This is a genomic window from Ellagibacter isourolithinifaciens (assembly GCF_008831035.1).
GTDB lineage: Bacteria > Actinomycetota > Coriobacteriia > Coriobacteriales > Eggerthellaceae > Ellagibacter > Ellagibacter isourolithinifaciens.
On sequence record NZ_WAJR01000001.1, the window covers coordinates 145,821 to 172,340 of the forward strand.

Below are 26,520 nucleotides of genomic sequence, written 5' to 3' on the forward strand. Positions count from 1 at the left end.
AAAGCGTCCGTCGATGCCACCGCTTACAATCCTTGCACTCGCATTGTGGGGCGCCTGTGCGGGAAGCTATACCCTGGGATTTCGATGCGCGCGGGAGTTCTTGGTTCCCCTCATTTTCGTCGCATGCGTTCTCTTCGCCCTTGCGATTGTCGCCCTCATGCGGGGCGCCCCGCCGACGCTTGCAGTCCTCACTCTGGGGCTCGCAATCGGGTGCGTACTCGGCTTCTCCGCTACACTTTCGTATATAGCGAAGGCCGACCAAGTCATAGCCTCACCCGTTCAGGAATGGTGTTTCACCGCCGAAGAAGACGCGAGGCAGGGTGATTTCGGCGCCACGGTGCACGTGGTGGCTCATTCGGAATCGAACGGCGAGGAGCACGCGGTGAGCGTTACCTTGCCAAAAGGGGAAAGCGACATATTCTACGGTGACTCGTTCAGCGCGACGTGCGCGCTTTCTCAGCCGAGGGAAGCATCTGCCAAGCGGTTCTATCTTCAAGGCACCAATGCTGTGTCATCGCCTGGAGCGATCGAACGACTGGACAATTCGCGCTCTCTCGGGGGCGTTCTCGCAAACGTTCGGAAATCAGCGATTGCGCTGTTCGACGGTCAAGGAGATACGGATGCGCTCTGCCAGGCGCTCGTCTGCGGATATCGGGAGCAGCTGCGAGATAGTGATTTGTACGCAGCATGTAAGACGGTTGGCGTGGCTCATCTCGTCGCAGTTTCCGGGGCCCATCTTTCCATCACGTGCGGGATGATTGCGTCCGTTCTTCAGGTCGTTCGAACGCCAAGGAGGCTCTCCCTTGCGATACAGCTTGCTGTGATTTCAATTTATCTGGTACTGACGGGGATGCCCATATCCGCACTTCGAGCTGCGGCGATGGCTATCGTCGGCATGATGTCGTTCCTCGCACGCCGACGTCGGACAACACTCTCAGCGCTTGGCGCGTGCATTGTCGTGATCATTACTATCTCCCCGCAATCGAGCGTATCGATATCGTTTTTCCTCTCAGCGATGTCGACGCTGGGGATCATCGCGCTCATGCCGCTCATCTCATCATGGCTGTCGAACATTCCCATCGTGCGGCGGATAGCTGAGCCTCTAGCGCTCACGTTGGCGGCCATGGTGGCTACGACACCGTTTTCCGCGGCGCTCTTCTCGCAGTTGCCGCTCGTATCCCCTGTTGCGAACCTTGTCGTTGCACCGCTCTTCACGCTTGCGCTCTCGGTAAGCCTTGTGGGGTCCGTTGTCTCCTTAGCAGCTCCCGTCGTTGCGCCGCTCGCGCTACCCTTCGCGAACGGAGCCGCTTTCTTGCTTGCCCAAGCGATAACGATCTTCGCGGAGATTCCCTTTGCTTGCGTGCCGGTATCGCTTTCCGTGCCGTGGGGTCTTGCGCTCTCGATTGCTGGGCCGCTTCTGCTCTGGCTCTTATGGCCCCAGCTCACAGGCGCAACGATCTTCGCGATGGTGTCAGCGGCCTGCGCGTGCGCTATTGCTCTCGTTGTCGTTGTTCCTCTTTTCAGGCCAAGCGAGATCGTCATGCTCGACGTCGCGCAGGGAGACGCGTTCCTCGTGAGGAGTAAAGGGTCGGCAATTCTCATCGATACGGGAAACCACGACACGCTCCTCAAGGAGGCGCTTGCCAGGCAAGGCATATTCCACCTCGATGCGGTGCTTATCACTCACGCCGATGACGACCACTGCGGATCGCTGCAGGCACTTGACGGTGTCGTGGCGATCGATAGCGTGCTCGTGGCGCGCGATGCCCTCACCTGCGACTGCGAGTCGTGCGAAAACCTCATCGAGAGCGCGTCGTCGGTCGTGGGATTTGCAAACGTCGAACCTCTTGCTGTTGGGGATGCAATTGCCTGCGGGGACTTCTCTCTGAAAGTGATCTGGCCACACGGGTTTTCCGACGAGGGCGGCAATGCCGATAGTCTTTGCCTTTTAGCCTCTCTTGCGACGAGTGGGGGCACGTGGACGGCATTGTTCTGCGGCGACGCTGAATCCGATCAACTGAAAGAGATAATTGATGAGGGGGAATTAGGGGATATCGATATCTACAAAGTCGGTCATCACGGCTCGAAGGCAGCACTCACCGAGAGCGTCGTTGAGGTGATTCGCCCTGAGATTTCGCTGATCAGCGTTGGTGAGGGCAATCGATACGGCCACCCTGCTGCGCAGACGCTTTCGCTTCTGGACAAAGTTGGGTCGCACGTCTTTCGCGCTGACGAGATGGGAGACGTTTCATGCGAATTCTCAAACGATGGCATCCGCATTACAGCCCTGGGATAGAATGGCTGCATGACACAAACAGCTAAGCAAAAACCACTCATTCCCGCCTACCTGATCGTGGGGGAGGACGCGCTCAAGCGCTCGACCGTGCTGAGGAGGCTCCGCGAGCGCCTCGCGCAATACGGAGATCTCTCTTTCAATTCCGACACCTTCGACGGCGAGACGGCGCTGGGGGCTGATATCGTATCGGCTTGCAACACCATGCCCTTCGCAAGCGAGAAGCGACTGGTCTACGTACGCGATGCCGACAAACTGAAGAAGGCCGATTCGGAGGAGCTCGTCGCCTACCTCGATTCCCCGAGCGATCAGACGGTGCTTGCGCTTGAGGCGGAGAAGCTTGCAAAGAACACGCGCCTGTACAAAGCTGTCGCCGCAGTGGGGAAGAGCGCTGTCATCGAATGCATCCCACTGAAGAAGAAGGAGCTGCCCCACACCGTCCGGTCGATGGCCGTCTCGCACGGGACGACGTTCACCGAAGGGGCTGCAAATGCCCTCGTCGAGCTCGTGGGCGAGAACACGGTGCATCTCGACAGCGAGATCGCTAAGATTGCGCTCGCGCATCGGGGGAACGACCCTGTTTCCGAGCACGAGGTCCGCTCGCTTGTAAGCCGCACGACCGAGGCAACTCCTTGGGAATTCGTCGATGCCTTTGCCGCGCGCGACCTTAAGAAGTGCCTCATCTATCGCGCGAAGATGGAGTCGACCTCGCCTCATGCGCTCATTGCGATGTGTACTACCCGGTTGCGCGAGATCATGTGCGCGAAGGTCCTGGCAGAGCGGGGCAACCCCAATGCGCTTGCATCAGCGCTGACCGAGTATGCGAAAATTGCGAACCCCAAAGCCCGCCCGAAACAGGCATGGCAGGTGAAAGGGCATAGCACCCTCGCACGGCGCTTCTCGAGAGAGGAGCTTCGCCGCGCGATCATCACCGCACGCGATGCCGAGCGCGCCATGAAAAGCGGCGCTGATCCCGAAGCGGCATTCATGGACTGGATCACCTCCGTCTGCACGGGAAGATAGCCCCTCCATCCACGATCAAGGCAAACCACTCGATCCCTATCTCGCATTGGCGTCCCAAAGAAAAAGGATCCTGAGTTCTTGCGATGAACTCAGGATCCTTCGAAAGTCGCGTTAGGCGATTTGCTTATTCAGCAGCTTCCTCAGCTTCGGCAGCCTCGGCCTTGGCGGCCTCTTCGGCTTCCTTGGCCTTGCGAGCCTTAGCAGCAGCCTCTTCCTTGAGCTGCTTCTCGCGACGCTTTGCCTTCTCGGCGGAAGCGGCAGCGAGGGCGGCCTTGCGCTCGGCCTTCTTGGCAGCCTTCTTGTTGCCCGTGGCTTCCTGCTTCTTCGGCTCCGGCTTCACATAAGCAGCGCGATCGGCGTCGGTCACGATGGTGTTGGCGAGCTGCATGACACCGGACTTGCGGTTGGCAGCCTGGTTCTTGTGGATGATGCCCTTGGAAGCAGCCTTGTCGAGCAGGCGGCTCGCGGCGAGAGCGGCGGCGTAAGCCTCGGCACCGTTGCCGGCAGCGACAGCCTCGCGCACGCGACGCACTGCGGTCTTCAGCTCGGACTTGCAAGCCTTGTTGCGCTGATGCGCCTTCTCGTTGGTGATGTTGCGCTTCTTCTGGCTCTTGATGTTTGCCATGTTCGTTCCTTTCCTAAAACAACTGATAGTCCGCGCATGCAGCACGACACGTTGCAGGAAAGAGTGTTGGAAGGCAAGATTGACACGCGAGACGAAGAAACCGCATAGATGCGCGTCTCGCATAGGAAACAGTCAGGATTTCTCTGTCTCGCAGGCCAATCGGCCATCCAGCACAAGCGCTTTCCCTGTTGCAGCCATGTCTGCGGATTCGCCGATGAATATCACCATGCGAACGCTTGCTGGATACGCAATGCGATAGAATAGCAAACGCTTGCGCCAATTGCACGTAGTTTTTAGTGAATTGCGCCCTTTTAAGGTGCAAACGTATACATTGAACACAAATACTGCAAGAGATAAGGACCTATCGATCGTCATGACCGACCCCTCGCATATCAGGAACTTCTCCATTATCGCCCATATCGACCATGGGAAATCGACGCTTTCCGACCGCATTCTCGAGATGACGGGCACCATCGCCGAGCGCGATATGCAAGCCCAGCTCCTCGACACGATGGACATCGAGCGCGAGCGCGGTATCACGATCAAAAGCCAGGCCGTGCGCGTGAGCTATCAGGCCGACGACGGCGAGGAATACCAGTTCAACCTTATCGACACCCCGGGCCACGTCGACTTCACCTACGAGGTGAGCCGCTCTTTGGCTGCATGCGAGGGCGCGGTGCTCGTGGTTGACGCGACCCAAGGCGTCGAGGCGCAGACAGTCGCGAACGCCATGATGGCGATGAACGCGAACCTCGAGATTATCCCGCTTATCAACAAGATCGATCTGCCCTCGGCCGACCCCGAGCGCGTTCGCGCCGAAATCGAGGACGCGCTTGCGATCCCCGCGGACGACGCGGTGCTCGCCTCGGGAAAGACAGGCGTCGGCGTGCACGACCTGCTCGAGGCTGTGGTCTACAACATCCCCGCGCCAACCGGTGACGCGAACGCCCCGCTGCGCGCGCTCATCTTCGATAGCTACTTCGACCCTTACCGCGGCGTCGTTGCGCTCGTCCGCATCGTCGACGGCTCCATGAGGAAAGGCCAGCGCCTGCGCCTCATGGCGTCGGGCAAGGACATCCTGGCCGAGGAAGTAGGCGCGCGCCATCCCGTTGAGGAGCCGCTGCCCGAGCTTGGCGTCGGCGAGGTCGGCTACCTGGTCACGGGGCTGAAAGACCTTGTCCACGTGAAGGTCGGCGACACGATCACGCTCGCGGAAGGCGGCGTCGACAACCCGCTGCCGGGCTATCGTGAGGCCAAGCCCATGGTCTACACGGGCTTGTTCCCCATCGAGTCGGACCAGTACGAGCCCTTGAAGGAAGCCCTCGAGAAGCTCTCGCTCAACGATCCCGCGCTGTTGTGGGAGCCTGAAAAGTCCCACGCACTCGGCTTCGGCTTCCGCGTCGGCTTTTTGGGGCTTTTGCACATGGAGGTCGTGAAGGAACGCCTCGAGCGCGAGTTCAACCTCGATTTGCTTGCGACCGCTCCCTCGGTGGAATACCACGTCTTCAAGCAGGGCGGCGAGATGATGAGCCTGCATTCCCCTCAGGAAATGCCCGACCCCGGTGAGATCGAACACATTGAGGAACCTTACCTTAAGGCGAAGATCCTCATCCCGCCCGATTACGTCGGAGCCGTCATGGACCTCACCGTCGCCCGCCGCGGCACGTTCGTCACGATGAACTATCTCTCGCAGAACACGGTCGAGATGCTTTGGGAGATTCCCCTCTCCGAGCTCATCATGGACTACTTCGACAAGCTGAAATCGAACACGAAGGGCTACGCGTCGCTCGACTACGACTTCGCAGGCTACAAGCCCTCGCAACTCGTGAAGCTCGACATCCTGCTCTCCGGCAAGCCAATCGACGCGCTGTCGTTCATCGTCCACAAGGACAAGGCCTACGACCGCGGGCGCGTGCTCACCGAAAAGCTGAAGGAAATCATCCCGCGCCAGATGTTCGAGGTGCCTATCCAGGCCGCCATCGGCGGACGCGTGCTCGCTCGCGAGACGGTGAAGGCGAAGCGCAAGGACGTCCTTGCGAAATGCTACGGTGGCGACATCTCGCGCAAGCGAAAGCTGCTCGAGAAGCAGAAGCAGGGCAAGAAGCGTATGAAGGCCATCGGTAACGTGGAGGTCCCGCAAGAGGCGTTCATGGCGATCCTTAAGGTCGACGATTAACTATGTCGAGAAGAGATAAAGAATCCTACAACTGGTTAGACGACCCCTTCGACGAGAAGAAAGCGGCCGCCGAACGCGAGCGTATGAATGCAAAAGGTGCTTTCCCCGTAGCCGGATGCCTCATCGCGGGAGTCGTCGCCTTGATTCTCATCGTGGCGCTCTTTGTCATGGGCGCCCTCGCGCTCGGCACGCTTGCGAGAGTTTAATAGCAACGACGTTTCGAAAGACCCACATGATGCATGATTTCTTCGCCGAGCATCCGCTGCTCCTCGCGCCGATGGCGGGCGTGACCGACGAAGCGTTCCGCGCGCTTTGCCGCGAGCAGGGGGCCTCGCTCGCCTATACCGAGATGGTCTCCGCGAAGGGCCTTTCCTTCGCGAACGAGAAGACGCGCCATTTGCTGCGCCTGGCTCCTGGAGAGGACCTCGTCGCTGTGCAGCTGTTCGGGCACGAGCCTGCCGTCATGGCTGAGCAGGCCGCATGGATCGAGCATACGATGGGCGACACGCTCGCGTACCTCGACATCAACATGGGCTGCCCTGCGCGCAAGATCGTGACGAAAGGAGACGGCTCGGCGCTCATGTGCGACCCTGCGCTCGCCGCGTCTATCGTGTCCGCGGTGCGCGACGCCGTGAATCATCCCGTCACGGTGAAATTTCGCCGCGGGTTCAAGATAGGGGAGGAGACGGCCCCCGAGTTCGCCCGTCGGATGGAAGCCGCGGGCGCGTGCGCCGTCACCGTGCACGGGCGCTTCTCCGAGCAGCTCTACCGCGGGAGTGCTGACTGGGACGTCATCGCGAAGGTCAAGCGCAGTGTTGCCATCCCCGTCGTGGGGAACGGGGACGTGCGCTGCGGTGCCGATGCGGTCGCCTTGCGTGAGAAGACAGGCTGCGACGCGATCATGATCGGACGCGGCGCTGAGGGCAACCCTTGGGTGTTCGCCCAGGTGAAAGCCGCACTTGCAGGCGAAGAGGAGCCCGCTTTGCCCAGTGTTGCCGAGCGTCTTGCCATGGCGCGCCGCCATGCGCACTTGCTCGCCGAGCGGGAAGGGCGCAACATCGTGCGGATGCGCAAGCACGCGATGTGGTACATGACAGGCCTTCCCAGGGCAGCGACCGCGCGCGGGAAGATCAATGCCTGTGTCACGCCGGAAGATTTCGACAAGGTGTTCGACGATCTGCTCGCCTTTGCAGCAGCACACGATAGCGCGCACAACCCAGCGTCGAGCGCCTTCGTAAACAAGGAGGCCAACTGATGCCGCACGATCCCTATCGCGCACTCTATCTGCACGTGCCTTTCTGCGTGAAGCGCTGCTCGTACTGCGATTTCACCACATCCGCCGTTGCCACGGACGACCCGCGCATCGACGCGTACGTGGAAGACCTCTGCCTTGCGATCCGCCGCAAGTCGAAGGAAGGCGAGCTCTCAGCAATCGAAACGGTGTATCTGGGCGGGGGTACCCCGAGTCATATCGGGATGTCGCGGCTGTCCATGCTGCTCTACGCGCTCTCGACGTCGATGCGACTCGAGCCCGACGTGGAATGCTCGATGGAGGCGAACCCCGAAAGCCTCACTCCGAATATGGTCCGCGACATCTGGGCGCTTGGGGTGAACAGGCTCTCCATTGGCGTTCAGAGCTTTGACGACAAGGTGCTTGAAACCATCGGGCGCGCGCACGATGCGCAGGCTGCATGCCGGGCGATAGAAGCGGCTCACGAGCGATTCATCAACGTGAGCTGCGATCTTATGTGCGGAATCCCCGGGCAGAGCGCGGAATCGTTCGAGCGAAGCGTCTCTCGCGCTATCGAGCTTGGCGTCTCGCATGTAAGCGTCTACCCGCTCACCATCGAACCGCACACTCCGTTCGACCGCATGGTGCTCTCAGGCGAGCTGCCCGAGCCCGATGACGATGTCGAAGCCGAGCAGATGCAAATCGCGCAGTCGCTTCTTGCGGCCGCCGGCTTCGAACGTTACGAAGTCGCAAGCTACGCGAAGCCAGGCTACGAGTGCCGTCACAATATCGCCTACTGGACGGGCGTACCCTACTTGGGAATCGGCACTTCGGCGGCAACAATGACGCAGAACAGCGAGCGGCGGATGCGCATGACAGACGGTTCAGTGACTGACGATTTGAACGCCGAGCAGATGGTCGCCGAGGACCTCATGCTCGGCATGCGCATGACGCGCGGCGTCTCCGGCGAGAAGATTGCCGAGGCCAGGCTCGTGCTCCCGCGCCTCGACGAGACGATCGACAAGCTTGTCGAGGAAGGCCTCGCAGCCTGGAGCGAGGATCGCTTGCGCCCGACCGAGAGGGGATGGCTTCTCGGAAACGAGCTCTACGGCGCGCTTTTCGACCTCGCCTAAGCCTTTGCGGGCGCAACTCCTGTGATGCATCTATCAAGATATGGCGCACCTTACCAAATTCTTTAGCACTCGAAGGCATCGGCTGCTAGAATGGCTCTTTGGCATGGCAGACATCGAGATGAAAGGGGTGAAGTCATGCTCTCAGATAGAAGGCAGCGCGTTCTCGCGGCGCTCATCGAGGAATACGTGGCGCGCGCTTTGCCCGTCGGGTCTCGAACGCTCACTGAGCGCTACAAGCTCGGCGTGAGCCCCGCCACTGTCCGAAACGAGCTTTCGATTCTCGAAGACGAGGGCTACATCGCGCAACCCCATACCTCTGCAGGTCGCATCCCGACCGATTTCGGGTACCGCACCTTCGTGGACGATTTGCTCGCAAATGATTCGCTTCCTGACGAGGAGCGCTACCGAGCGGTCGCCGAGGACCTGCGCAAAAGCGCCTCGGAACTCGATTCGCTCCTCGAGCAGACCTCAAGCGCCCTTGCAAGGCTTACCGATTGCCTCTCGATTGTCCTCGCGCCGACGGTACTTGAGACGCGCGTCAAGCAGATCACGCTCGTGAGCCTTACGGCGTTTCGCGCTATCTGCGTTGTCGTGACCGAAGACGGCAATGTCTTCAACCGTCAAATGGACTTCAGCATCCCCGTCGGCAGCGACGAGCTTTCGCGCATCCAGGTCCTGCTCAGCAAGGCACTTTGCGGGAAATCGCTCTCCGACGTGGAACGCGGCCTGTCGTTTGGCATGAAGCGCGCCTTCTCCGATCCGCTCGTGCGCGCAGTGCTCGACGAGGTGCTCTCCTGCATCCAGGAAGGGCAGACGGGGCGCACCCACCAGCTCGGCATGAGCGCGCTTCTTGCGCAGCCCGAGTTCTCGCACACCGACGCGGTGCTGCCGCTTGTGCAGGTGCTCGAGGACGACACGGTGCTTCTGCATATCCTCGACGATTTGACGAGCACCGACGAGGACCTCTCTGTGCAGATCGGGAAGGAAAACAAGACCGAGGGCCTCTCGGGGGTCTCCGTTGTGGCGAGCCGCTATGGACGCGGAGAGGCGGAAGGCGTCGTCGCCGTCATCGGGCCGACGCGAATGGATTATTCGAAGGTTATCCAAGCCGTGCGTGCGGCAAGCGCGGCGCTTGGCGAATCGTAGTGAACTGTGCGGCTTTGGCGAGCCGCTGACGAAAGTAGTTGAGAAAGGCAAGAGATGGCCAAGGACCTGTATGAGATTCTCGGCGTGTCGAAGGACGCGTCCGAATCCGAGATCAAGAAAGCGTTTCGTCGCCGCGCGCGCGAGCTGCACCCCGACGTGAACAAAGCTGCCGACGCTGAGGACCAGTTCAAGGAGCTCAACGAGGCATACGACGTTCTCTCCGACCCCAACAAGCGAGCGCAATACGACCGCTTCGGGACCATCCCCGGCGCTGCGGGCGGCGGATATGGCGGAGGGTCCGGCTATGTTGACTTCGACGACCTGTTCGGCGGCGGCTTCGGCGGAATGGGCGACATCTTCTCGTCGTTCTTCGGCGGCCAAGGCGGCCAGGGCGGGCGACCCGCGCGCAAGGAAGGCCGCGACATGGGGGTCGGCCTACGTATCACGCTTGAAGAGGTCGCACGCGGCGTCGAGAAGGAAATCGTCTACGACCGCCTCGCACCCTGCCCCGATTGCAAGGGGACGGGCCTCGGCGAGAACGGCAAGGTTGTCACCTGCCCCGAATGCGGCGGCAAGGGCCGCGTCGTCAGTGTTCAGCGTACGTTTTTGGGTGACATGCAGACGGCCACGACCTGCAAGAAGTGCAACGGCACCGGCTCGTCGATCGAGAACCCCTGCCCCGAATGCGAAGGCCAGGGCCGTGTGCCCGACCGCCAGCGCGTCACGGTGAAGGTGCCTGCGGGCATCCGCGACGGCCAGCAGCTGCGCGTGGGCGGCTTCGGCGAAGCGGGCATCCAGGGCGCACAGGCGGGCGACCTCATCGTCACATGCCGCGTGCAACCGCACGAATTCTTCGAACGCGACGGCGACGATTTGCACGGGCGCGCGAACATATCCTTCATCCAGGCGATCCTCGGTGCCGAAATCGAGATCGACGGCATCATGCCCGACGAGAAGGTGCAGGTCCGTATCCCCGCGGGTTGCCAAAACGAGCAGGTCGTTCGCGTAAAGGGCTTCGGCATGCCGCGCCTGAAGAGCGATATCCGCGGCAGTATGTACGTCCACGTGAACGTCGTCATCCCCGAGAAGATCACAAAGAAGCAACGCGAGCTGCTCGAGAAGCTCGCGGACGAGATGGGCGAAGAGGTGGCGGCTCCCCGAAGCCCGTTGCAAAAGCTGCGCGACGCCTTCAACTAGCGCACCTGAAGGGTAAGGTTGCAAAAACCCATGTCACTGCCACGTTTCTTCCTTGAGAATCAGATTATCGCCGACGAGCCGCAGGAGGTTTTCCCCTTGCGGCTCGCGCGCGATGACGCCAAGCACGCTAAGGTTTTGCGCTTGGCCCCGGGCGAGCACATCGCGGTCATCGATGCGGCTCAGGATTACTTCGAATGCGAGATTGCATCCTTCGACGATGATTTCCCCCTCGTGCGCATCACGCGCCACGAGGACGCGACCGACGACGGCCCGCTTGTGATGCTCGTGCAGGGGCTTGCCAAGGGCGAAAAGATGGATTCGGTCATTCGACATGCGACCGAGCTCGGCGTGGCGGCATTCATGCCCCTGACCTGCGAGCGCTCCATCGTGAAGCTTGACGCGAAGAAAACGAGAACGCGACTTGATCGATGGTGTTCTATCGCGAAGAGCGCCGCGATGCAGTCGGGCCAGCCGCGCATCCCCGAGGTGCTCGAGCCCCGAAGCGCGAAGGAGGCGGCGTCCGAGCTCGCAGAGGCAACCGCCGTGCTCATCTGCTGGGAGGAGGCTCCTCAGACTGCTTCGCTTGCGCAAGCGATCGGGCGGGGAATTGCAGAGTGCTCCTGCCCCCGCGGCGATGCGCGCATCGCCGTCGTTGTCGGACCCGAGGGCGGGCTTACCGAGCGCGAGGTAAGCTTCTTTCTGGACGCGAACCCCCGCTCATCGCTTGTCAGCTTGGGGTCATCGATTCTCCGTACGGAGACGGCGGGCGTCGTAGCACCTGCTCTCACCTTGTATGAGCTGGGAAAACTTGGAGGCACTCGATGAAGTACGCCGTCGTCAACCTTGGCTGCAAGGTCAACCGCGTCGAGTCGGACGCCTTCGCGTCTTCCCTCGATGCCCACGGTGCGATAAGCTGCGACGCGGCCGACGCCGACCTTATCGTGGTGAACACCTGCACGGTTACAGGCGAGGCCGAAAAGAAGACGCGCAAGGCCGTGCGAGGAGCGTTGCGCGCGAACGACCGTGCGACCGTCATCGTCACCGGGTGCGCCGCCGCCATCGACAAGGACACCTTCCTCGCAATGGACCCTCGCGTGCGCGTCATGGGGAAAGCCGAGCTTGCATCCTCGATCGATGCTGGCGCCTGGGGACTTGACGCTGCGGCGCACGGGCCCGCGCTTCCCGTTGGGGAAGGCTACCGCACCCGCGTGGGCGTAAAGGTCCAGGACGGCTGCAACAATGCTTGTACCTACTGCGTCGTGCACGTCGCGCGCGGGAAGGCGACCAGCGTGGATCCCTGCGAGGTCGTGCGCCAATGTCGCGCGCTTGCGAGTGCCGGCGTGAAAGAAATCGTCCTTACCGGGATAAACCTCGGCTCCTACCGTTGGCGTGACGAGGAGACGGGGGAGGCGACAGGGCTCGCCGATCTTTTGCGAATGCTCCTCGAAGAGACGGCTGACCTGCATAAAGATGGGGAATACCCCGTGCGCTTCCGCCTTTCGAGCGTCGAGCCGCGCGACGTGCACGACGATCTGATCGAGGTGCTCGCAACGGCCGGCGGGCGCGTCTGCCGGCATCTTCACCTCCCCCTGCAATCGGGCAACTCGAAGGTACTGCGCGAGATGCACCGCCCCTACAATGCCGAGCATTTCGAGGCAATCGTCGCCAACCTGTACGAGCGCGTTCCCGAGCTGTCGCTGTCGACCGACATCATCTGCGGTTTCCCCGGCGAGACGGAAGGGGAGTTCGAGGACACGCTCCGTGTCGCCCGTACCTGCCGGTTCTCCAAGATCCACGTGTTCCCGTACTCGAAGCGCGAGGGGACGCCCGCGGCGGCGCGCATCGACCAGGTACCTCCCGGCGTAAAGGCCGACCGCGCCCAGCGGCTTCGCGATTTGGGAGACCTGCTGCGCGACAATGAGCGCGAGGCCCGCAAGGACACACGCGAGCTCGCTGTCGTCGAGGAGGAGGGAATTGCCCTCACGGAGAGCTACTTCGAGGTCCCTGCGCCAAAGAATGCAAAGGCGGGCGAGATGATTGAGATCACGCTCTAACTGGGGTTTCCCGTTGTGTAAGACGAGCTTTCGCTGAAGGAATGGCACCTCCAATCAAAAGGAGCCTTCCCTTTCCCGAACACGAGAAAGGGAAGGCTCCTTCGCATTGTATGACGCAGCGCGCTTCTTACAGGCCGATGCTCGCGAAATATTCTTCCGCATAACGCGCCGAATCTGCCGCGTCCTTGCTGTAGTGGTCGGCGTGGATTTGCGCAGCGTATTCGGGCGTGAGCACGGCACCGCCGACAAACACCGAGCAATCCGGCACTTCGCGATGCAGCAGCTCTATCGTCTCCTCCATCGCCTTCACGGTAGTCGTCATGAGGGCCGATAGGCCGACGAGGCGGACGTTCTGCTCGCGCACGACGCGCAGAATCTCGCGCGGATCAACGTCGCGCCCCAGGTCGATGACGCGGTACCCGTAATTTTCAAGCAGCATCTTCACGATGTTCTTGCCGATGTCGTGGATGTCACCCTTCACGGTCGCGACAACGATTGCGCGCCAGTCATCGAGGGAGGCGCCCGATTCGCCCATATGCTCGCGCACGACGTCGAAGCCTGCCTTCACGGCCTCGGCCGACGCCATGAGCTGAGGCAGGAAGAACTCGCCCGCATCGAACTTCTTGCCGACGACGTCGAGCGCGGGGATGAATGCCCCGTTCACGACGTCGAGCGCATCGCAGGACGCAAGCAGCTTCTCGGTCATTTCTCCCATAGGGCCCTTACGTCCGGACATGATGAGATTGACGACCTGCTCGACCTCGCCCGATGCATGCGCGAGCGATTCCGGTATGACGATCGGGCAGGCGGCGTCGGTTGGCTTCGAGGGCTGCGGCTGCGGAAGGGTTCCCGCCTGCGCCGCCGCCGTGCCTGCGGGCGCCGTGTAGGGGTCGGGCGCATTCGCGTAGTCCTCGATGTAGCGAACCGCGCCCTCATCTTGCATATTTAAGACGCGGAAGGCGTGCACCGTGTCCATATAGCGCGCCGAAGAGGGGTTAAGGATTGGGAAGTCGAGCCCGCAGCCGAGAGCGGCCGCCAGAAACGTGCTGTTCAGAAGCGCGCGCTGCGGGATGCCGAAGCTCACGTTGGACACGCCGAGCACCGTGCGCACCCCGAGGCGCTCTTTGACAAGCGACACCGCCTTCACGATTTCCATCGCTTCGCTCTGATTTGTGGCGACGGCCATGACGAGGCAGTCAATCACGATGTCCTCGCGGGGGATCCCGATGCGCTCAGCCTCGGCGACAATCTTCTCGGCAACGGCAAAGCGGCCCTCGGCTGTAGGCGGGATGCCCGATTCGTCAAGAGCGAGCCCGATGATCGCACAGCCATACTTCTTGGCGAGCGGCAGCACGGCGTCGAGGCTCTCGCGCTTGCCGTTTACGGAGTTGATGAGGGGCTTTCCTGCATAGCTGCGGACCACGCGCTCGATGGCGTCGGGGTTGCTCGAGTCGATGACGAGCGGCAGCGTCACCGTGGCCGAGAGCTTCTCGACGACGGCGGAGAGCATGGCGGGCTCGTCGAGCTCGGGAAGGCCGACGTTCACGTCGAGCACATCGGCGCCTGAGTTTCTCTGGGTAACCGCCTCGCCGATGACGTAGTCCAGATCGCCCGAGCGCAGCGCGGCTTTAAGCTTCTTCTTGCCCGTGGGGTTGATGCGCTCGCCGATGACGGCAACAGCGTGTTTTCCCTTTTCAAGCACAACCGCTTCCTGGGCGCTCGCAAGAACGCAGGCAGGTTTGAAGGCGCGTGGCGCAGGCTTCCCGCGGCGCGCGATTTCTTTTGAAAGCAGCTCAATCGATAGGGGGCTCGTTCCGCAGCAGCCTCCGACGATGCTCGCGCCGGCATCGAGCAGAGGGCCCATTGCTCGCGCGAACTCCTCAGGACCGACGTCGAAGACGGTCTCGCCATTTTCCATATGGGGCAAGCCGGCATTGGGCTGCGCCATGAGCGGGCAGCGCACACGGGACGCCATGGCGCGCGCAGCACCGGTCAGCTCGGCAGGACCAAGCGAGCAGTTGAGACCGACCGCCTGCGCGCCGAGCGAGCTTAAAACCTCCGCCGCGATCTCGGGTGTGGTACCGAGGAACGTTCTCCCGTCTTCCCCGAAGGTCATCGTGACGAACACCGGCAGCGTCGAGTTTTCGCGCGCCGCGAGCAGAGCGGCCTTCGCCTCGCGCAAATCCGCCATCGTCTCGACGAGAATGATGTCGCATTCCGCGGCGACAGCTGCACGCACCTGTTCAGCGAAGATGTCGTAGGCCTCGTCGAAGGAAAGCGTTCCCATCGGCTCGAGCAGCGAGCCCGTCGGGCCGATGTCGCCCGCAATGTAGGGTGCACCGGCAGCTCGCGCGCAGTCGGCAGCTAGCTGGTACGCCTCCACGACGCTCATCTTATCGCCGAGCTTCAGGCGGTTCGCGCTGAACGTGTTGGTCGTGACGACCTCGGCGCCCGCCGCAATGTAAGCCGCGTGAATCGCCGTGATATCGGCCGCATGAGTCTTGCAGAGCAGCTCGGGGACGGCTTCGAGCGCATCGAGGCCCCGCTCCTGCATCTGTGTTCCCATGGCACCGTCGACGAGCAGGTACTCCCGCCCCTCGAGTGCGCGCCTTAGGTGCTCGTCTTTGATGGTAAGGCCGCTCAAGTTACTAGCCATGGCATGTTCTCCCTTGTTTTCGTATCATGCATACCTGCCCGAGCGAGCACGTGGCGCAGCTTCGCCTCACGCCCGCCGCACGCGTTCCAGGCTCGAAAAGCCCGATCGCCGCCGTGATGCTCTTCGACGGCACGAGCAGGAAGCTGTCGGTGCAGCTCACCGCCAATCGCCCCGGTGCGCCGAGCGCTCGCAGCAGAGCGGGCTGCATCGACAGCGGCGCATCGCCGTAGCCTGGGCTGAAACGCCAATTGGTGCGAAGCCCCGCCTCGCTCGCTTCTGCGACCACCTCGGCTTCGACACGGTTCGCACACGCTTCCACTAGTGCGGAGGCGCAGGCGCTGTAGAAAAGCGCCTCGGTCGGGCTTGTCGCTTGGTAGCGGGCGATCGCGCGCTCTGACGCCATTCCCGCCGTGCACGAGAGGAGCGCCACACCAGCAGCACCTTCCATGTGCGCCGCCATGCTCGTTCCCTCAAGGCGAGCGAATGTCCCCGAAAGATACACCCCTGCGCCTTCTCCATCAGGCACGTTGCGCTCGATGGCGAACGCCGCCCACGAGTAGGCGGGCGAAAGCGTCTCCTCGCACTCGAGCGCTATCGCGTCGAAGCGGGCAGCAAGCTCGCAATCGAGTTCCTGGTCGCCGTAGCCAAGGTACCCGAGCGCCTCGTCGCGGTCGAGTCGCAAAGACCCTTCCGCCGGAGCGCAGGGAAACGTTGCACTTTTCGGCTTCCCGTCGAGGAAGCGAGCGAAACGCGAAGCGCTGTCGCTCCTAGCCGGCACAGCGTATCGCCTCGGTGCAGGCGCGGGCGATGTCGGGGTGGTTCATCGTGTAGACATGAAGGCCGTCCGCGCCGTGTTCCTCAAGGTCGACGAGCTGCTTGCAAGCATACTCGATGCCAGCCGCACGAAGGCTTGCGGGATCGTCCTCGTAGCGGGCGAGCAGCTTGATGATGGGGCTCGGAAGAGAGGCGCCGCACATGAACACCATGCGCTGGATCTGCTGCTTACTCAAAAACGGCATGATGCCGCAGGTGATCGGGGCATAAATCCGCGCGGAGGTACAACGCTCGCGGAAACGGTAGAAATAATCGTTGTCGAAGAACAGCTGCGTGACGAGGAAGCTCGCTCCCGCATCGACCTTCTCCTTCAGGTGCTCGATGTTGACCTTCGGGTCGATGCAATCGATATGCCCCTCGGGATACGCCGCAGCGCCCACGCAAAAACCGGCATCGGCAAGCGTAGGGATAAGATCCTTCGCGAAGCGGAACTCGGCGGGCTCAACTCCTGCCGGGATATCACCGCGCAATGCGAGGACGTTCTCGATGTTGTGCGCACGCAAATCCTCGATGGAGGCCGCAATCGAAGACGCGGTCGCCCCAGCGCAGGTGAGGTGTGCGACGCAGACCGTGTCGAAGTCGGACTGGATGATCTCTGCAACATCGTTGGTGGAATGCTTGTTGCCGCCGCCGCCCGCCGAGTAGGTGACGGAAATGAAGTCGGGGCCAAGAGGGGCGAGGCCTCCTGCAACCTCGCGCGCGGTACGGTGGTCCAGATCGCCTTTTGGCGGGAAGATTTCGAACGAGAGCGTTGGACGCGAAGCGGCTCGCGATTCATCGAACAGTTGCTTTACCGTGGTCATGATAGTTCCTTCTGCATCCAGTGATGTGGTGAATGTCGGGCATCAGGGTAACGTGTTGCCCGCATGCTACAATGGCAAGCATGACAGACAAAACGCAAATTACACTAACTGCACCGGCGAGCGTTGACTTGGCGCTTGTCGTCGGCCCCTCCGATTCGACGCTGCGGGTCGTCGAATCGGCCTTTGAGGCGAGCATCACCGTGCGGGGCGATTTCATCATCCTCGCAGGTGATCAAAGCGAAGTGCAGTCGCTTACAGCCCTTTTCTCCGACTTCATCAAGGTTGCAGAACGGGGCGAGGAAGTGACCCCCGAGTACGCCATGCGCTCGATCGAGCTTCTCCGCAGCGCGGAGTTCTCGCCCCAGGCACTGCGCGAGGACATCTTGCTCACCTTTCGCGGGCGAGCCATCAGACCGAAGACGGCGGGCCAGAAGCGCTACGTCGACGCCATCCGCTCCCATACCATCACGTTCGGTCTCGGTCCTGCGGGAACGGGCAAGACCTATCTCGCCATGGCGATGGCCGTCGCTGCGCTCAAGCGCAAGGAAGTTGGGCGCATCATCTTGACCAGGCCCATCGTTGAGGCGGGGGAGAACCTGGGCTTTTTGCCGGGTACGATCAACGAGAAAGTCGACCCCTATATCCGCCCACTCTACGACGCGCTTTTCGACATGACCGACATGGAGCGCGCCAACGACCTCATCGACAGCGGGGTCATCGAAATCGCGCCGCTCGCCTTTATGCGCGGGCGCACGCTAAACGACAGCTTCATCATCCTCGACGAGGCGCAAAACACCACGCCAGAACAGATGAAGATGTTTCTGACCAGGCTCGGTTTCAACTCGAAGATGGTCGTCACCGGCGACCTGACGCAGCGGGACCTTCCAGGGTCGCGCTCGGGCCTTGCCGACGCCGAGCGCGTTCTTGGGGACATCGACGACGTGTCGTTTTGCCGCCTTTCCGGAAAAGACGTTGTGCGCCACTCCCTCGTTGCCGCAATCGTTGCCGCCTACGACCGAGCTGACGCTTAAAGCGCGCAAGGAGGTTTTCATGAACATCGAAGTGAACTGCGAATACAAGGAGGACCTCATCGCGAGCGTCCCCGTCGCCGAGCTTGCCGCCTTCGTGCTCTCCCAAGAGGACTGTCCGCAAAACGCTGAGGCCTCCGTGAGCTTCGTTGACGACGTTGAGATGGCCCGTCTCAACAGGGAATTCCGCGGAAAGACCGGTCCCACTGACGTTCTTTCGTTCGAATGCGACGGACTCGACGACGAGATGGGCGGAGAGTACGGCGAAATCTCTGGGATGCCCTTCGAGCTCGGAGACGTGATCGTCGCGGTCGACGTCGCCGAGCGGCAGACCGAGCAGTTCGGCACCACCTTCGAAGGCGAGCTGAGCGTCCTTCTCGTCCATGGCCTTTTGCACCTGTGCGGCTACGATCACATCGAAGACGACGAGGCCGAAGTCATGGAGTCGCGCGAGGCGGAGCTTCTTCGCGGTTGGGCGAGCAAGCGAGGGCTCGAGCTTTCCATCTTCGGCGAGATGAACGGTCCGGGAGCGCTCGTGAGGGGAGAGCACTAGATGACCCAATCGCTCCCTCATGCTTTCAGATGCGCAGCCGAGGGCGTCGCTTTCGCCTTCAAGCAGCGGAACATGCGCATAGACTCCGGTTTCGCCGTTGCCGCCGTTGTGCTCGGGTTTGCCCTACGCATCGACGCCCCCTCGTGGCTCGCCATCGTTATCTGCATCGGCGCGGTCATGGCGGCTGAGACCGCAAACACCGCGATCGAAGCCATCGTCGACCTGGTGTCACCTGAATACCACGTGCTCGCGAAGCACGCCAAAGACTGCGCGGCGGGAGCAGCTCTCATCCTCGCTGCAGCGTCGGTTGTCGTCGCCGCTATCGTTTTCATCCCCAAGATCGGAGAATTTCTGTGCTAGGAATGCAAAAAGAAGGCTTCAAGTCGGGTTTCGCCACCCTTGTCGGACGTCCGAACGCGGGCAAGTCGACGCTTTTGAACGCCATCATGGGCAAGAAGATCGCCATCACCTCCTCGACCGCCCAAACGACCCGTCACCGCTTCCGCGCTGTCTTGACGCGCGACGATTTCCAGCTCATCCTCGTCGACACGCCGGGCATCCACAAGCCCCACGACGCCCTTGGAGAGGAGCTCAACGAGTCCGCGCTCAAAGGCCTACAAGACATCGACGTCGTTGCCATGGTGATTGACGCCTCCCAACCGATCGGCCGCGGCGATGAATGGGTCGCCAAGCAGGTCGCCGCCTGCAAGGCGCGCCGCATCTGCGTGCTCTCCAAGACCGACATCGCCACACCCGAGCAGATCGCCGCACAGCGCGAGGCAGCAGAAGTCCTCATGACCTGGGACGCCATGGTGGCGCTCTCTGCGCGCAGCGGCGCGAACGTCGACGCCTTCGTCGAGGAGGCCGTCTTCTTCCTGTCCGAAGGCCCCGCATGGTTCCCGCCCGACATGCAGACCGACCAGCCGATGGAAGTCGTGATCGCCGAGTTTATCCGCGAGAAGATCCTGCGCTCGTTCCACGATGAGGTGCCGCACTCGATCGGCGTCGCCGTCGATAACATGCAGTACGAGAAGAAGAAGGACCTTCAGCGCATCTTCGCCACTATCTACGTCGAGCGCGACAGCCAAAAAGGCATGATTATCGGGAAGAAGGGCGCTGCGATCAAGCGCATCGGCAGCGAGGCACGAGCCGATCTCGAGCAGCTGCTCGGCTGCCGCGTGTTCCTCGATTTGAACGTAAAGGTGAAGAAGAACTGGCGTCGTGACGCCACGCAGATTCGCCGCTTCGGCTACGGCGAGGGCGCTTAATTCTCGCGGCCTTCGCTTTGTGCAGGTATTGTCGCGTATCGGACGGAGTGAGCAGCGACGCCGAAATACCGACGTCCGTTCAGCTACAATAACGCAGATGAGACGTTTGAACGGGAGAATGCGCGCATGATGATCTGCCCTCATTGCCAAAGCGAAAATCGCGAAGGAGCTAAATTCTGCAATGAATGCGGGAGCCCTCTACTCTCGTGTGCAGACAAAACGCAGGTCATCGACGCGGTGGCCCTCGGCGATGCACAGGAGCTCAATGGGCGCGAAGAGGCGGATGATGCGGACAAGACGCAGGTCATCGACGCCGTCACGCCCCTGAATGCTGCGGACCCGAAGATATCTGGTGTCGATGAGACTAACTCCTTCAAGCTCATCGACGAAGATGACCCCGATTTCATCGACGATGCCGCAGAATTGCAAGATATCGAGGAAGCAGAAGACGAGGAGCTCGGGCAAACCCCCGACGGGCAGGCGGCCTCGCATGACGCGATTGACGACGCTGAACGTGAGGCGCTCGATGAAGCCCTGCCGCGCATCGACATTGCTCAATCCGGTGGAAGCGATTCGCTCGCCAGCGAGCAGACGCGCAAGATCGACCTGAACGCAGCGAATACCGTCGACCTATCGGGCTTCGAGCGGCTTGTCGACTCGAGCTATGTCCCGCCTGCGCGCTCGTGGCGCTCCGGCGATACGATGGAGCTTCCCAAAATCGAAGGCGAGCCCGCGCCTGCCCAGAAGAAATACGAGTCGCCCGACGCCGAGAAGGAAGCGAAGAAATGCAAGGCTGCCCGTAGAACCCGCGCGATCGTTGCGGTCGTCGTTGTGGCCATCCTCGCCGCCGCGGCAATCGGCGTCACTTATTCGATGGAGCTTTGGGGCGGAAAGACCGTGCCCGATGTGTCGGGGGAGGCCCAGGCTGACGCGATTTGGCTCCTCGAGAGCAAGGGATTTGCCGTCGACACGTCGCAGGTGAAATCGGATGAGGTCGAGGGCATCGTTCTCATCACCGACCCCGCTGCAGGTTCGCGCGTTCCCAGCGGCACCACGGTGAACGTCTCCATTGCAACCCCGCGTGCCGTCCCCGACATCGTGGGGAGCACCCAAGATGAGGCGAAGGCTGCCTTTGAGAAGGAAGGGCTTGGCAACGTTACGTTCAAGACGGTGAAATCGGACGAGACCGAGGGCACTGTGCTCGAAGTCGAGCCTCAAGCAGGCACGAAAGTGAAGTCGGCAACCGCCGTGACCGTCACGGTTGCCGAGTCCTACGTTGTGCCTGACGTCACCGGCAAATCACAGGACGACGCCACTGCCGCGCTCAAGGAAGCGGGCTACGCTGTCGAGGTCGCAACCAAGTATTCTGAAGACGGCTCCGAGGGCACGGTGCTCTCCACCGATCCCGCTGCCGAAACGAAGCTGAAATCGGGATCCACCGTGACGATTACCGTGTCGAAATCGCGCGAAAAGGAGCTCATCTCAGAAACCTATGCCTTTTTCAGCAAGGGCGCTACCGTTGTCGTGGACGGCATTAACTACGAGGTGGTCTCCTGTGACAGTGTAAACTACGAGGGCGACGGGCGCGTGAGCTACACAATCACCGCCAAGAAGTTCGAAAACACGCTGTTTTTCGGCACGATTTACGGCTCGGCGGAGCAGAAGTCGGGCACCATCAAGTGGAACTCGGACAACAGCATTGCCTCCAGCAATCCATCGCTTAAGAAGTAGCGCTCGTGGCACACCCCACCTACACCGCGCGCGTCATCGTCGTGCGCAAGACGAAGCTGCGGGAGAGCGACCTTATCCTCACCCTTCTCGCCGAGGACGGCTCTCAGCTTCGCGCGGTCGCCAAGGGGGCGCGCAAGCCGAAAAGCAGCTTCGCCTCGCGGCTCGAACTCTTCTCGGTGGCAGACGTCCTCTGCGCGAAGGGCCGCTCGCTCGATGTGGTGTCTGAGGCGCGCCTCGTCGAAGGCAACGCCGCCCTGCGTGGCGACATCGAGCGCACCTCCGCCGCCGCCCCTATAGCTGAGCTCGTCGAACGCACCACGCAGGCGGGCCTCGAATGCCCGAACCTCTTCGCGATGACGCAGACCGCGCTTCGGGCGATGTGCGACTCAGACGCCGCAGGCGCGCCTTCAATCGCTGCCGGCCATCTTTTGAAGGCGTTCGCCATGACCGGTGTGCGACCCGTACTCTCCGAGTGTGCCGCTTGCGGAAATCCCGTGACGCCCCTGCCAGACGGCTCGCTTGCCTTCTCCCCGCGCGAAGGCGGTGTGATATGCTCGCACTGTCGTGTCCATACGGAAGCTGGCTACATCGACGCCCAAACCGCCGAATGGTCGAACTTCCTTCTGCGCTCGACGTTCTCCGACATCGCATGCGCGCGCATGGGGGTACGCGAGGCGTTCTCGGTGCTCGATCTGTGCCAGCGATGGTGCCTCGAGCATGTCGGCTGTAGGCTTCGCTCGCTCTCGTTTATGTTCACGAGCGGGCTTTACGAATCGAAATGACGGAAAGAGGAAGAAATGTACACCTATCGCACCAAAGGGGTTTGCTCCCGCGCCATCAACGTTGAGGTCGAGGGCGACAAGATCAAGCATGTCGACTTCATCGGTGGATGCAACGGCAACCTGAAGGCAATTTCCAAGCTTGTCGAGGGCAAAGACATCGCCGAGGTCTGCTCGATCCTCGATGGAAACACCTGCGGCAATCGTTCCACTTCGTGCGCTGACCAGCTTTGCCACGCCCTTCGCGAGGCGAAATCTGCCGAATAACGGCCAGATTGTGCAGAACAGGTGGGAATGCTCCTTGTCTCGCTTGCCGCACCGAAGACGTCCCATTACAATAAGCAGGCTGCCATAACGGCAGCTGGTTCGCCCCTAGTTCGCATGCGCCACCCGCTTGCCTACCCGGGACGATCGAGAGCTTAGATACTTGAAAGGTGGAAAACAAATGGCAACAAAGCTCAGCATCTCCAAGGAGAAGACCGCCGAACTCATCAAGGAATTCGGTAAGTCCGACAACGACTCCGGCTCCGCCGAGGTCCAGGTCGCCATCCTCTCCGAGCGCATTCGCAATCTTACCGAGCATCTGAAGTCCCACAAGAAGGACAATCACACCCGTCGTGGCCTGATGAAGCTCATCGGTAAGCGTCGCGGCCTCCTGAAGCACATCAAGGAGCGCGACATCGAAGAGTACCGCGCACTCATCAAGAAGCTCGGTATTCGCGACAACATCTAAGCTTGGAACGTGGGCCCGCAACTTGCGGGTCCCGTGCTATATGCAAGGCGGTCGCGCATCGCATTCGGCGGGCGCGCTCGTGGAAGCGGGGGAATGTGAGTACCCCGCAGCCGAAGAAGCTCAGGCGCAATAGGGCGCATGAGGCTAAGAGAAAGAAAGAAACACATGGAAAAGATCGTCGAATCCTTCGAGCTGTACGGTAAGCAGTACCGCTTCGAGACTGGCGAGCTGGCCAAGCAGGCAACCGGTGCCGTGCTGGTCACCCAAGGCGACACCACGATCCTCGTGACCGCCGTCGTCTCCAAGCAGGAGAAAGACTACGACTTCTTCCCCCTCACGGTCGACTACATCGAGAAGATGTACTCCGTCGGCCGCATCCCCGGCGGTTACTTGAAGCGCGAGGCGCGTCCCTCCGAGAAGGGCACCTTAAACGCTCGTATGATCGACCGTCCGATCCGCCCCGGTTTCCCCGACGGCTACAAAAACGAGGTCCACATCGTCGCAACGACGCTCGTGTGCGACGGCGAGAATCAGCCTGACGTCATCTGCGTCGGCGGCGCGTCGGCGGCACTGCTTGTCGGCGGTGCCCCCTTCGACGGCCCTGCCGCCTGTGTCAAAATCGGCCGCAACGCCGAAACGGGCGAGTTCATCGTCAACCCCACCTACGAGGAGGACGCCAACTCCGACCTCGACCTCACCATTGCCGGCACCAAGGACTACATCTCCATGGTCGAAGCGGGCGCTAAGGAAATCTCGGAAGAGGACATGCTCGCTGCCATGACCTTCGGCCAGGAAGCGATCGCCGCGTTCTGCGACAAGCAGGCAGAGTTCATCGCCAAGGTCAATCCCACTCCGATGGAGTACAAGCTCCATACCCCCGCTCCTGAAATTGCCGAACGCGTCGAGCCATACTTCGATCGCATGTCCGCAGCGCTCAAAGACGCCGACAAGCTCTCGCGCATGGGCAAGGTCGAGGATCTAAAGGCCGAGATCACCACCAACGAGTTCTCCGACGAAGAGCGCGCAAGCTGGGGCTCCGACATCGCTGCTGCGCTTAAGAAGCTCGAGAAGAAGGCCATGCGCAAGATGGTCATCGAGACCGGCGAGCGCGCCGACGGCCGCCGCCCGGACGAGATTCGCCCGCTTCACATCGTTCCTGGCTACCTGCCCCGCGTTCACGGCTCCGGCCTCTTCCAGCGCGGCCAGACCCAAGCGCTCTCCATCTGCACGCTCGGCATGCTCAACGAGTGGCAGCGCCTCGACACCATCGAGCCGGTCGAGGGCAAGCGCTACATGCACCAGTACAACTTCCCGCCGTACTGCACCGGCGAAGTCGGCCGCATGGGCTCCCCGAAGCGCCGAGAAATCGGCCACGGCGCCCTCGCTGAGCGCGCACTTCTGCCCGTGATCCCCTCCGAGGACGAGTTCCCCTACGCCATCCGCGTGGTCTCCGAGATCATGGAGTCCAACGGTTCTTCTTCGATGGCTTCCACCTGCGGCTCCACTCTCGCGCTCATGGATGCGGGCGTACCCATCAAGGCCCCCGTCTCCGGCATCGCCATGGGTCTCATCAAGGAAGGCGACGACGTCGTTATCCTTTCCGATATCCAAGGCCTCGAGGACTTCCTCGGCGACATGGACTTTAAGGTTTGCGGCACGTCGAAGGGCATCACCGCACTTCAGATGGACAACAAGGCCAAGGGCCTGTCCGTGGACATCCTCGCCCGCGCGCTCAAGCAGGCACACGAAGGTCGCGCATTCATCCTGAGCGCTATGCTCGAGAAGCTGCCCGAGCCCCGCGCTGAGCTTCGCGACACCGCGCCGCGCATCGAAACCATCCACATTCCCGTCGACAAGATCCGCGACGTCATCGGCTCTGGCGGCAAGGTCGTCCGCGGCATCCAGGAGGAGACGGGCGCCAACATCGACATCCAGGAAGACGGCACCATCCACATCGCTGCAGTCGAGGGCAAGGCCGGCGAGGCTGCCAAGGCCATGATCTTGGGCATCGTGAAGGAGCCCGAGGTCGGCGAGGTCTACGAGGGCGAAGTCGTCGGTATCAAGGACTTCGGCGCCTTCGTGAAGCTCACGCCGGGCAAGGACGGCCTGCTCCACATCTCCCGCGTCGCCAACGGCCGCGTGGGCAAGGTTGAAGATGTCCTCTCCCTGGGCGACATCGTGAAGGTGCAAGTCCTCGAGGTCGACCCGAAGACGGGCAAGATCTCGCTCGATCGACTCGACAAGCCCGATGCCCCGGAAGGTTCCGCCGACAACGGACGCGAGCATTCTCACCGCAACAACAATGATCGCGGTGAGCGCGACATGCGCCCCGGCCGCAGCCAGCGCTCGAGCAACGGCCGCACGCCGCGCCGTCGCCACGAAGCCTAAATCACGCACTATCCGACTGCATGAGAAACGGAGACACCATGATTAAAGTAGCTGTTTCTGGATGCTTCGGCCGCATGGGTTCGGCGGTCATCGACGCCGTGAGCGCCGCAGACGATATGGAAGTCGCCTGCGGCATCGACCCCTTCCCCAAGGAGGGGGCATCGTTCACGGTCTACTCCTCGATGGAGGAGGCCGTGGCTGCTGGTGGGTTCGACGTCGTCGTCGATTTCACGCAGCCGAGCGTTATCGAGGGAAACCTTCGCTGCGCGCTGCCCGCCGGCATCGATTGCGTCGTCGGCACGACAGGGCTCTCCGATGAAAAGCTCACCGAACTCGCTGCGCTTGCGCCTTCCGGGACATGCTTGTTCTACGCCCCGAACTTCACGACAGGCGCGGTGCTCATGATGGAGTTCGCCAAGGCGGCAGCCCCTTACTTTCCCGAGGCGGAAGTCATCGAGATGCACCATTGCAACAAGAAGGACGCGCCTTCGGGCACGGCCATGCGCACGGCGCAGATCATCTCAGATGCGCGAAGCGGCCGCGCGAGCGAGGCACCCGGGGCTGAGACGGAGCTTCCAGGGGCCGAAGGTGCGCGCGGTGCGCTTGTCTCGGGTGTTCCGGTGCACTCCGTACGTTCGATGGGTTACGTCGCGAGCCAGGAGGTCGTCTTCGGATCGATGGGGCAGACGCTCACCATCCGCCACGACTCCTGGGATCGAGCGTCCTACATGCCTGGCGTTTTGCTGGGTATCAGGAGCGTCGGTGCTCGTGAGGGCCTGATTGTAGGTTTGGAGAACTTCATGCATGAGGCGTAATCCGCCCTGCGCACTTTGGCATAATAGATAAATCGAGCATATGTTCGCCTCCTT

25 protein-coding genes are annotated in these 26,520 nt (G+C 61.6%); 20 read left to right on the forward strand and 5 right to left on the reverse strand.

All coding sequences use genetic code 11. The annotated features are described in order from the left end of the window. Positions 1-157 precede the first annotated feature (157 nt). Positions 158-2,296 carry a DNA internalization-related competence protein ComEC/Rec2 gene (locus F8C90_RS00630; RefSeq protein WP_211360969.1) on the forward strand — a complete coding sequence of 713 codons (2,139 nt, stop codon included), beginning with the start codon at positions 158-160 and terminating at the stop codon, positions 2,294-2,296. Between the two features lie 9 nt (positions 2,297-2,305). Further along, on the forward strand, positions 2,306-3,316 hold the full coding sequence (holA, locus tag F8C90_RS00635) for a DNA polymerase III subunit delta (RefSeq protein WP_158048511.1): 1,011 nt from the start codon (positions 2,306-2,308) through the stop codon (positions 3,314-3,316). Positions 3,317-3,440: 124 nt separating this feature from the next. On the opposite strand, the gene rpsT is transcribed toward holA, so the two are convergent. Further along, on the reverse strand, positions 3,441-3,941 hold the full coding sequence (gene rpsT / locus F8C90_RS00640) for a 30S ribosomal protein S20 (RefSeq protein ID WP_158048512.1): 501 nt from the start codon (positions 3,939-3,941) through the stop codon (positions 3,441-3,443). Between the two features lie 132 nt (positions 3,942-4,073). Continuing rightward, positions 4,074-4,316, reverse strand: a complete 243-nt coding sequence (locus F8C90_RS10845; protein WP_170264476.1) for a hypothetical protein — start codon at positions 4,314-4,316, stop codon at positions 4,074-4,076. On the opposite strand from F8C90_RS10845, the gene lepA reads away from it, so the two are divergent. The 8 genes from lepA (at position 4,315) to F8C90_RS00680 (ending at position 12,878) form a co-directional block, all read left to right on the forward strand. Then, entirely contained in the window at positions 4,315-6,117 is a 1,803-nt protein-coding gene (gene lepA, locus F8C90_RS00645; RefSeq protein ID WP_158048614.1) for a translation elongation factor 4, read from the forward strand. The genes F8C90_RS10845 and lepA overlap by 2 nt on opposite strands. 2 nt (positions 6,118-6,119) lie before the next feature. After that, positions 6,120-6,323: a hypothetical protein gene (locus F8C90_RS00650; protein WP_158048513.1), complete on the forward strand. Its 204-nt coding sequence runs from the start codon at positions 6,120-6,122 to the stop codon at positions 6,321-6,323. Positions 6,324-6,352: 29 nt separating this feature from the next. Then, the gene (gene dusB / locus F8C90_RS00655) at positions 6,353-7,372 is read left to right on the forward strand and encodes a tRNA dihydrouridine synthase DusB (RefSeq protein ID WP_158048615.1); all 1,020 of its coding nucleotides are present in this window, start codon (positions 6,353-6,355) and stop codon (positions 7,370-7,372) included. Continuing rightward, entirely contained in the window at positions 7,372-8,481 is a 1,110-nt protein-coding gene (gene hemW, locus F8C90_RS00660) for a radical SAM family heme chaperone HemW (RefSeq protein WP_158048514.1), read from the forward strand. Before dusB ends, hemW begins: the two co-directional genes overlap by 1 nt. Before the next feature lie 135 nt (positions 8,482-8,616). Further along, positions 8,617-9,627 carry a heat-inducible transcriptional repressor HrcA gene (hrcA, locus tag F8C90_RS00665; RefSeq protein ID WP_158048515.1) on the forward strand — a complete coding sequence of 337 codons (1,011 nt, stop codon included), beginning with the start codon at positions 8,617-8,619 and terminating at the stop codon, positions 9,625-9,627. Positions 9,628-9,681: 54 nt separating this feature from the next. Next, complete coding sequence (dnaJ, locus tag F8C90_RS00670; protein WP_158048516.1) at positions 9,682-10,824, forward strand: molecular chaperone DnaJ; 1,143 nt, start codon at positions 9,682-9,684, stop codon at positions 10,822-10,824. A gap of 30 nt (positions 10,825-10,854) precedes the next feature. Further along, positions 10,855-11,649, forward strand: coding sequence for an RsmE family RNA methyltransferase (locus F8C90_RS00675; protein WP_158048517.1), 795 nt, complete (start codon positions 10,855-10,857; stop codon positions 11,647-11,649). Next, complete coding sequence (locus F8C90_RS00680; RefSeq protein WP_158048518.1) at positions 11,646-12,878, forward strand: MiaB/RimO family radical SAM methylthiotransferase; 1,233 nt, start codon at positions 11,646-11,648, stop codon at positions 12,876-12,878. Before F8C90_RS00675 ends, F8C90_RS00680 begins: the two co-directional genes overlap by 4 nt. Before the next feature lie 127 nt (positions 12,879-13,005). On the opposite strand, the gene F8C90_RS00685 is transcribed toward F8C90_RS00680, so the two are convergent. From F8C90_RS00685 to F8C90_RS00695, 3 genes are read right to left on the reverse strand one after another with little or no spacing between them, the layout of a single operon-like run. Continuing rightward, positions 13,006-15,534: a homocysteine S-methyltransferase family protein gene (locus F8C90_RS00685; protein WP_158048519.1), complete on the reverse strand. Its 2,529-nt coding sequence runs from the start codon at positions 15,532-15,534 to the stop codon at positions 13,006-13,008. Further along, on the reverse strand, positions 15,527-16,312 hold the full coding sequence (locus F8C90_RS00690) for a vitamin B12 dependent methionine synthase (protein ID WP_170264477.1): 786 nt from the start codon (positions 16,310-16,312) through the stop codon (positions 15,527-15,529). The genes F8C90_RS00685 and F8C90_RS00690 overlap by 8 nt, the downstream gene beginning before the upstream one ends. Beyond that, positions 16,302-17,171, reverse strand: coding sequence for a methylenetetrahydrofolate reductase (locus F8C90_RS00695; protein WP_158048521.1), 870 nt, complete (start codon positions 17,169-17,171; stop codon positions 16,302-16,304). The genes F8C90_RS00690 and F8C90_RS00695 overlap by 11 nt, the downstream gene beginning before the upstream one ends. An 80-nt stretch (positions 17,172-17,251) precedes the next feature. On the opposite strand from F8C90_RS00695, the gene F8C90_RS00700 reads away from it, so the two are divergent. From F8C90_RS00700 to dapB, 10 genes are all read left to right on the forward strand, one after another. Beyond that, positions 17,252-18,202 carry a PhoH family protein gene (locus F8C90_RS00700; protein ID WP_158048522.1) on the forward strand — a complete coding sequence of 317 codons (951 nt, stop codon included), beginning with the start codon at positions 17,252-17,254 and terminating at the stop codon, positions 18,200-18,202. Positions 18,203-18,221: 19 nt separating this feature from the next. Continuing rightward, positions 18,222-18,752 (forward strand): rRNA maturation RNase YbeY, encoded by a 531-nt coding sequence (ybeY, locus tag F8C90_RS00705; RefSeq protein WP_158048523.1) that lies wholly within the window; start codon positions 18,222-18,224, stop codon positions 18,750-18,752. After that, on the forward strand, positions 18,753-19,112 hold the full coding sequence (locus F8C90_RS00710) for a diacylglycerol kinase family protein (protein ID WP_158048524.1): 360 nt from the start codon (positions 18,753-18,755) through the stop codon (positions 19,110-19,112). It begins immediately after the preceding gene. Between the two features lie 2 nt (positions 19,113-19,114). Continuing rightward, a complete protein-coding gene (gene era, locus F8C90_RS00715) occupies positions 19,115-20,020 on the forward strand; it encodes a GTPase Era (RefSeq protein ID WP_158048616.1) in 906 nt (301 codons plus the stop codon). 126 nt (positions 20,021-20,146) lie between these two features. Continuing rightward, entirely contained in the window at positions 20,147-21,751 is a 1,605-nt protein-coding gene (locus tag F8C90_RS00720; protein ID WP_158048525.1) for a PASTA domain-containing protein, read from the forward strand. A gap of 5 nt (positions 21,752-21,756) precedes the next feature. Next, positions 21,757-22,533 carry a DNA repair protein RecO gene (gene recO / locus F8C90_RS00725; RefSeq protein ID WP_158048526.1) on the forward strand — a complete coding sequence of 259 codons (777 nt, stop codon included), beginning with the start codon at positions 21,757-21,759 and terminating at the stop codon, positions 22,531-22,533. Positions 22,534-22,548: 15 nt separating this feature from the next. Beyond that, positions 22,549-22,797, forward strand: coding sequence for a TIGR03905 family TSCPD domain-containing protein (locus tag F8C90_RS00730; protein ID WP_158048527.1), 249 nt, complete (start codon positions 22,549-22,551; stop codon positions 22,795-22,797). Between the two features lie 178 nt (positions 22,798-22,975). Further along, positions 22,976-23,263, forward strand: coding sequence for a 30S ribosomal protein S15 (gene rpsO, locus F8C90_RS00735; protein ID WP_158048528.1), 288 nt, complete (start codon positions 22,976-22,978; stop codon positions 23,261-23,263). A 165-nt stretch (positions 23,264-23,428) separates the two neighbouring features. Beyond that, the gene (locus F8C90_RS00740) at positions 23,429-25,651 is read left to right on the forward strand and encodes a polyribonucleotide nucleotidyltransferase (RefSeq protein ID WP_158048529.1); all 2,223 of its coding nucleotides are present in this window, start codon (positions 23,429-23,431) and stop codon (positions 25,649-25,651) included. 38 nt (positions 25,652-25,689) lie between these two features. Beyond that, complete coding sequence (gene dapB, locus F8C90_RS00745) at positions 25,690-26,466, forward strand: 4-hydroxy-tetrahydrodipicolinate reductase (protein WP_158048530.1); 777 nt, start codon at positions 25,690-25,692, stop codon at positions 26,464-26,466. Positions 26,467-26,520: the final 54 nt, after the last annotated feature.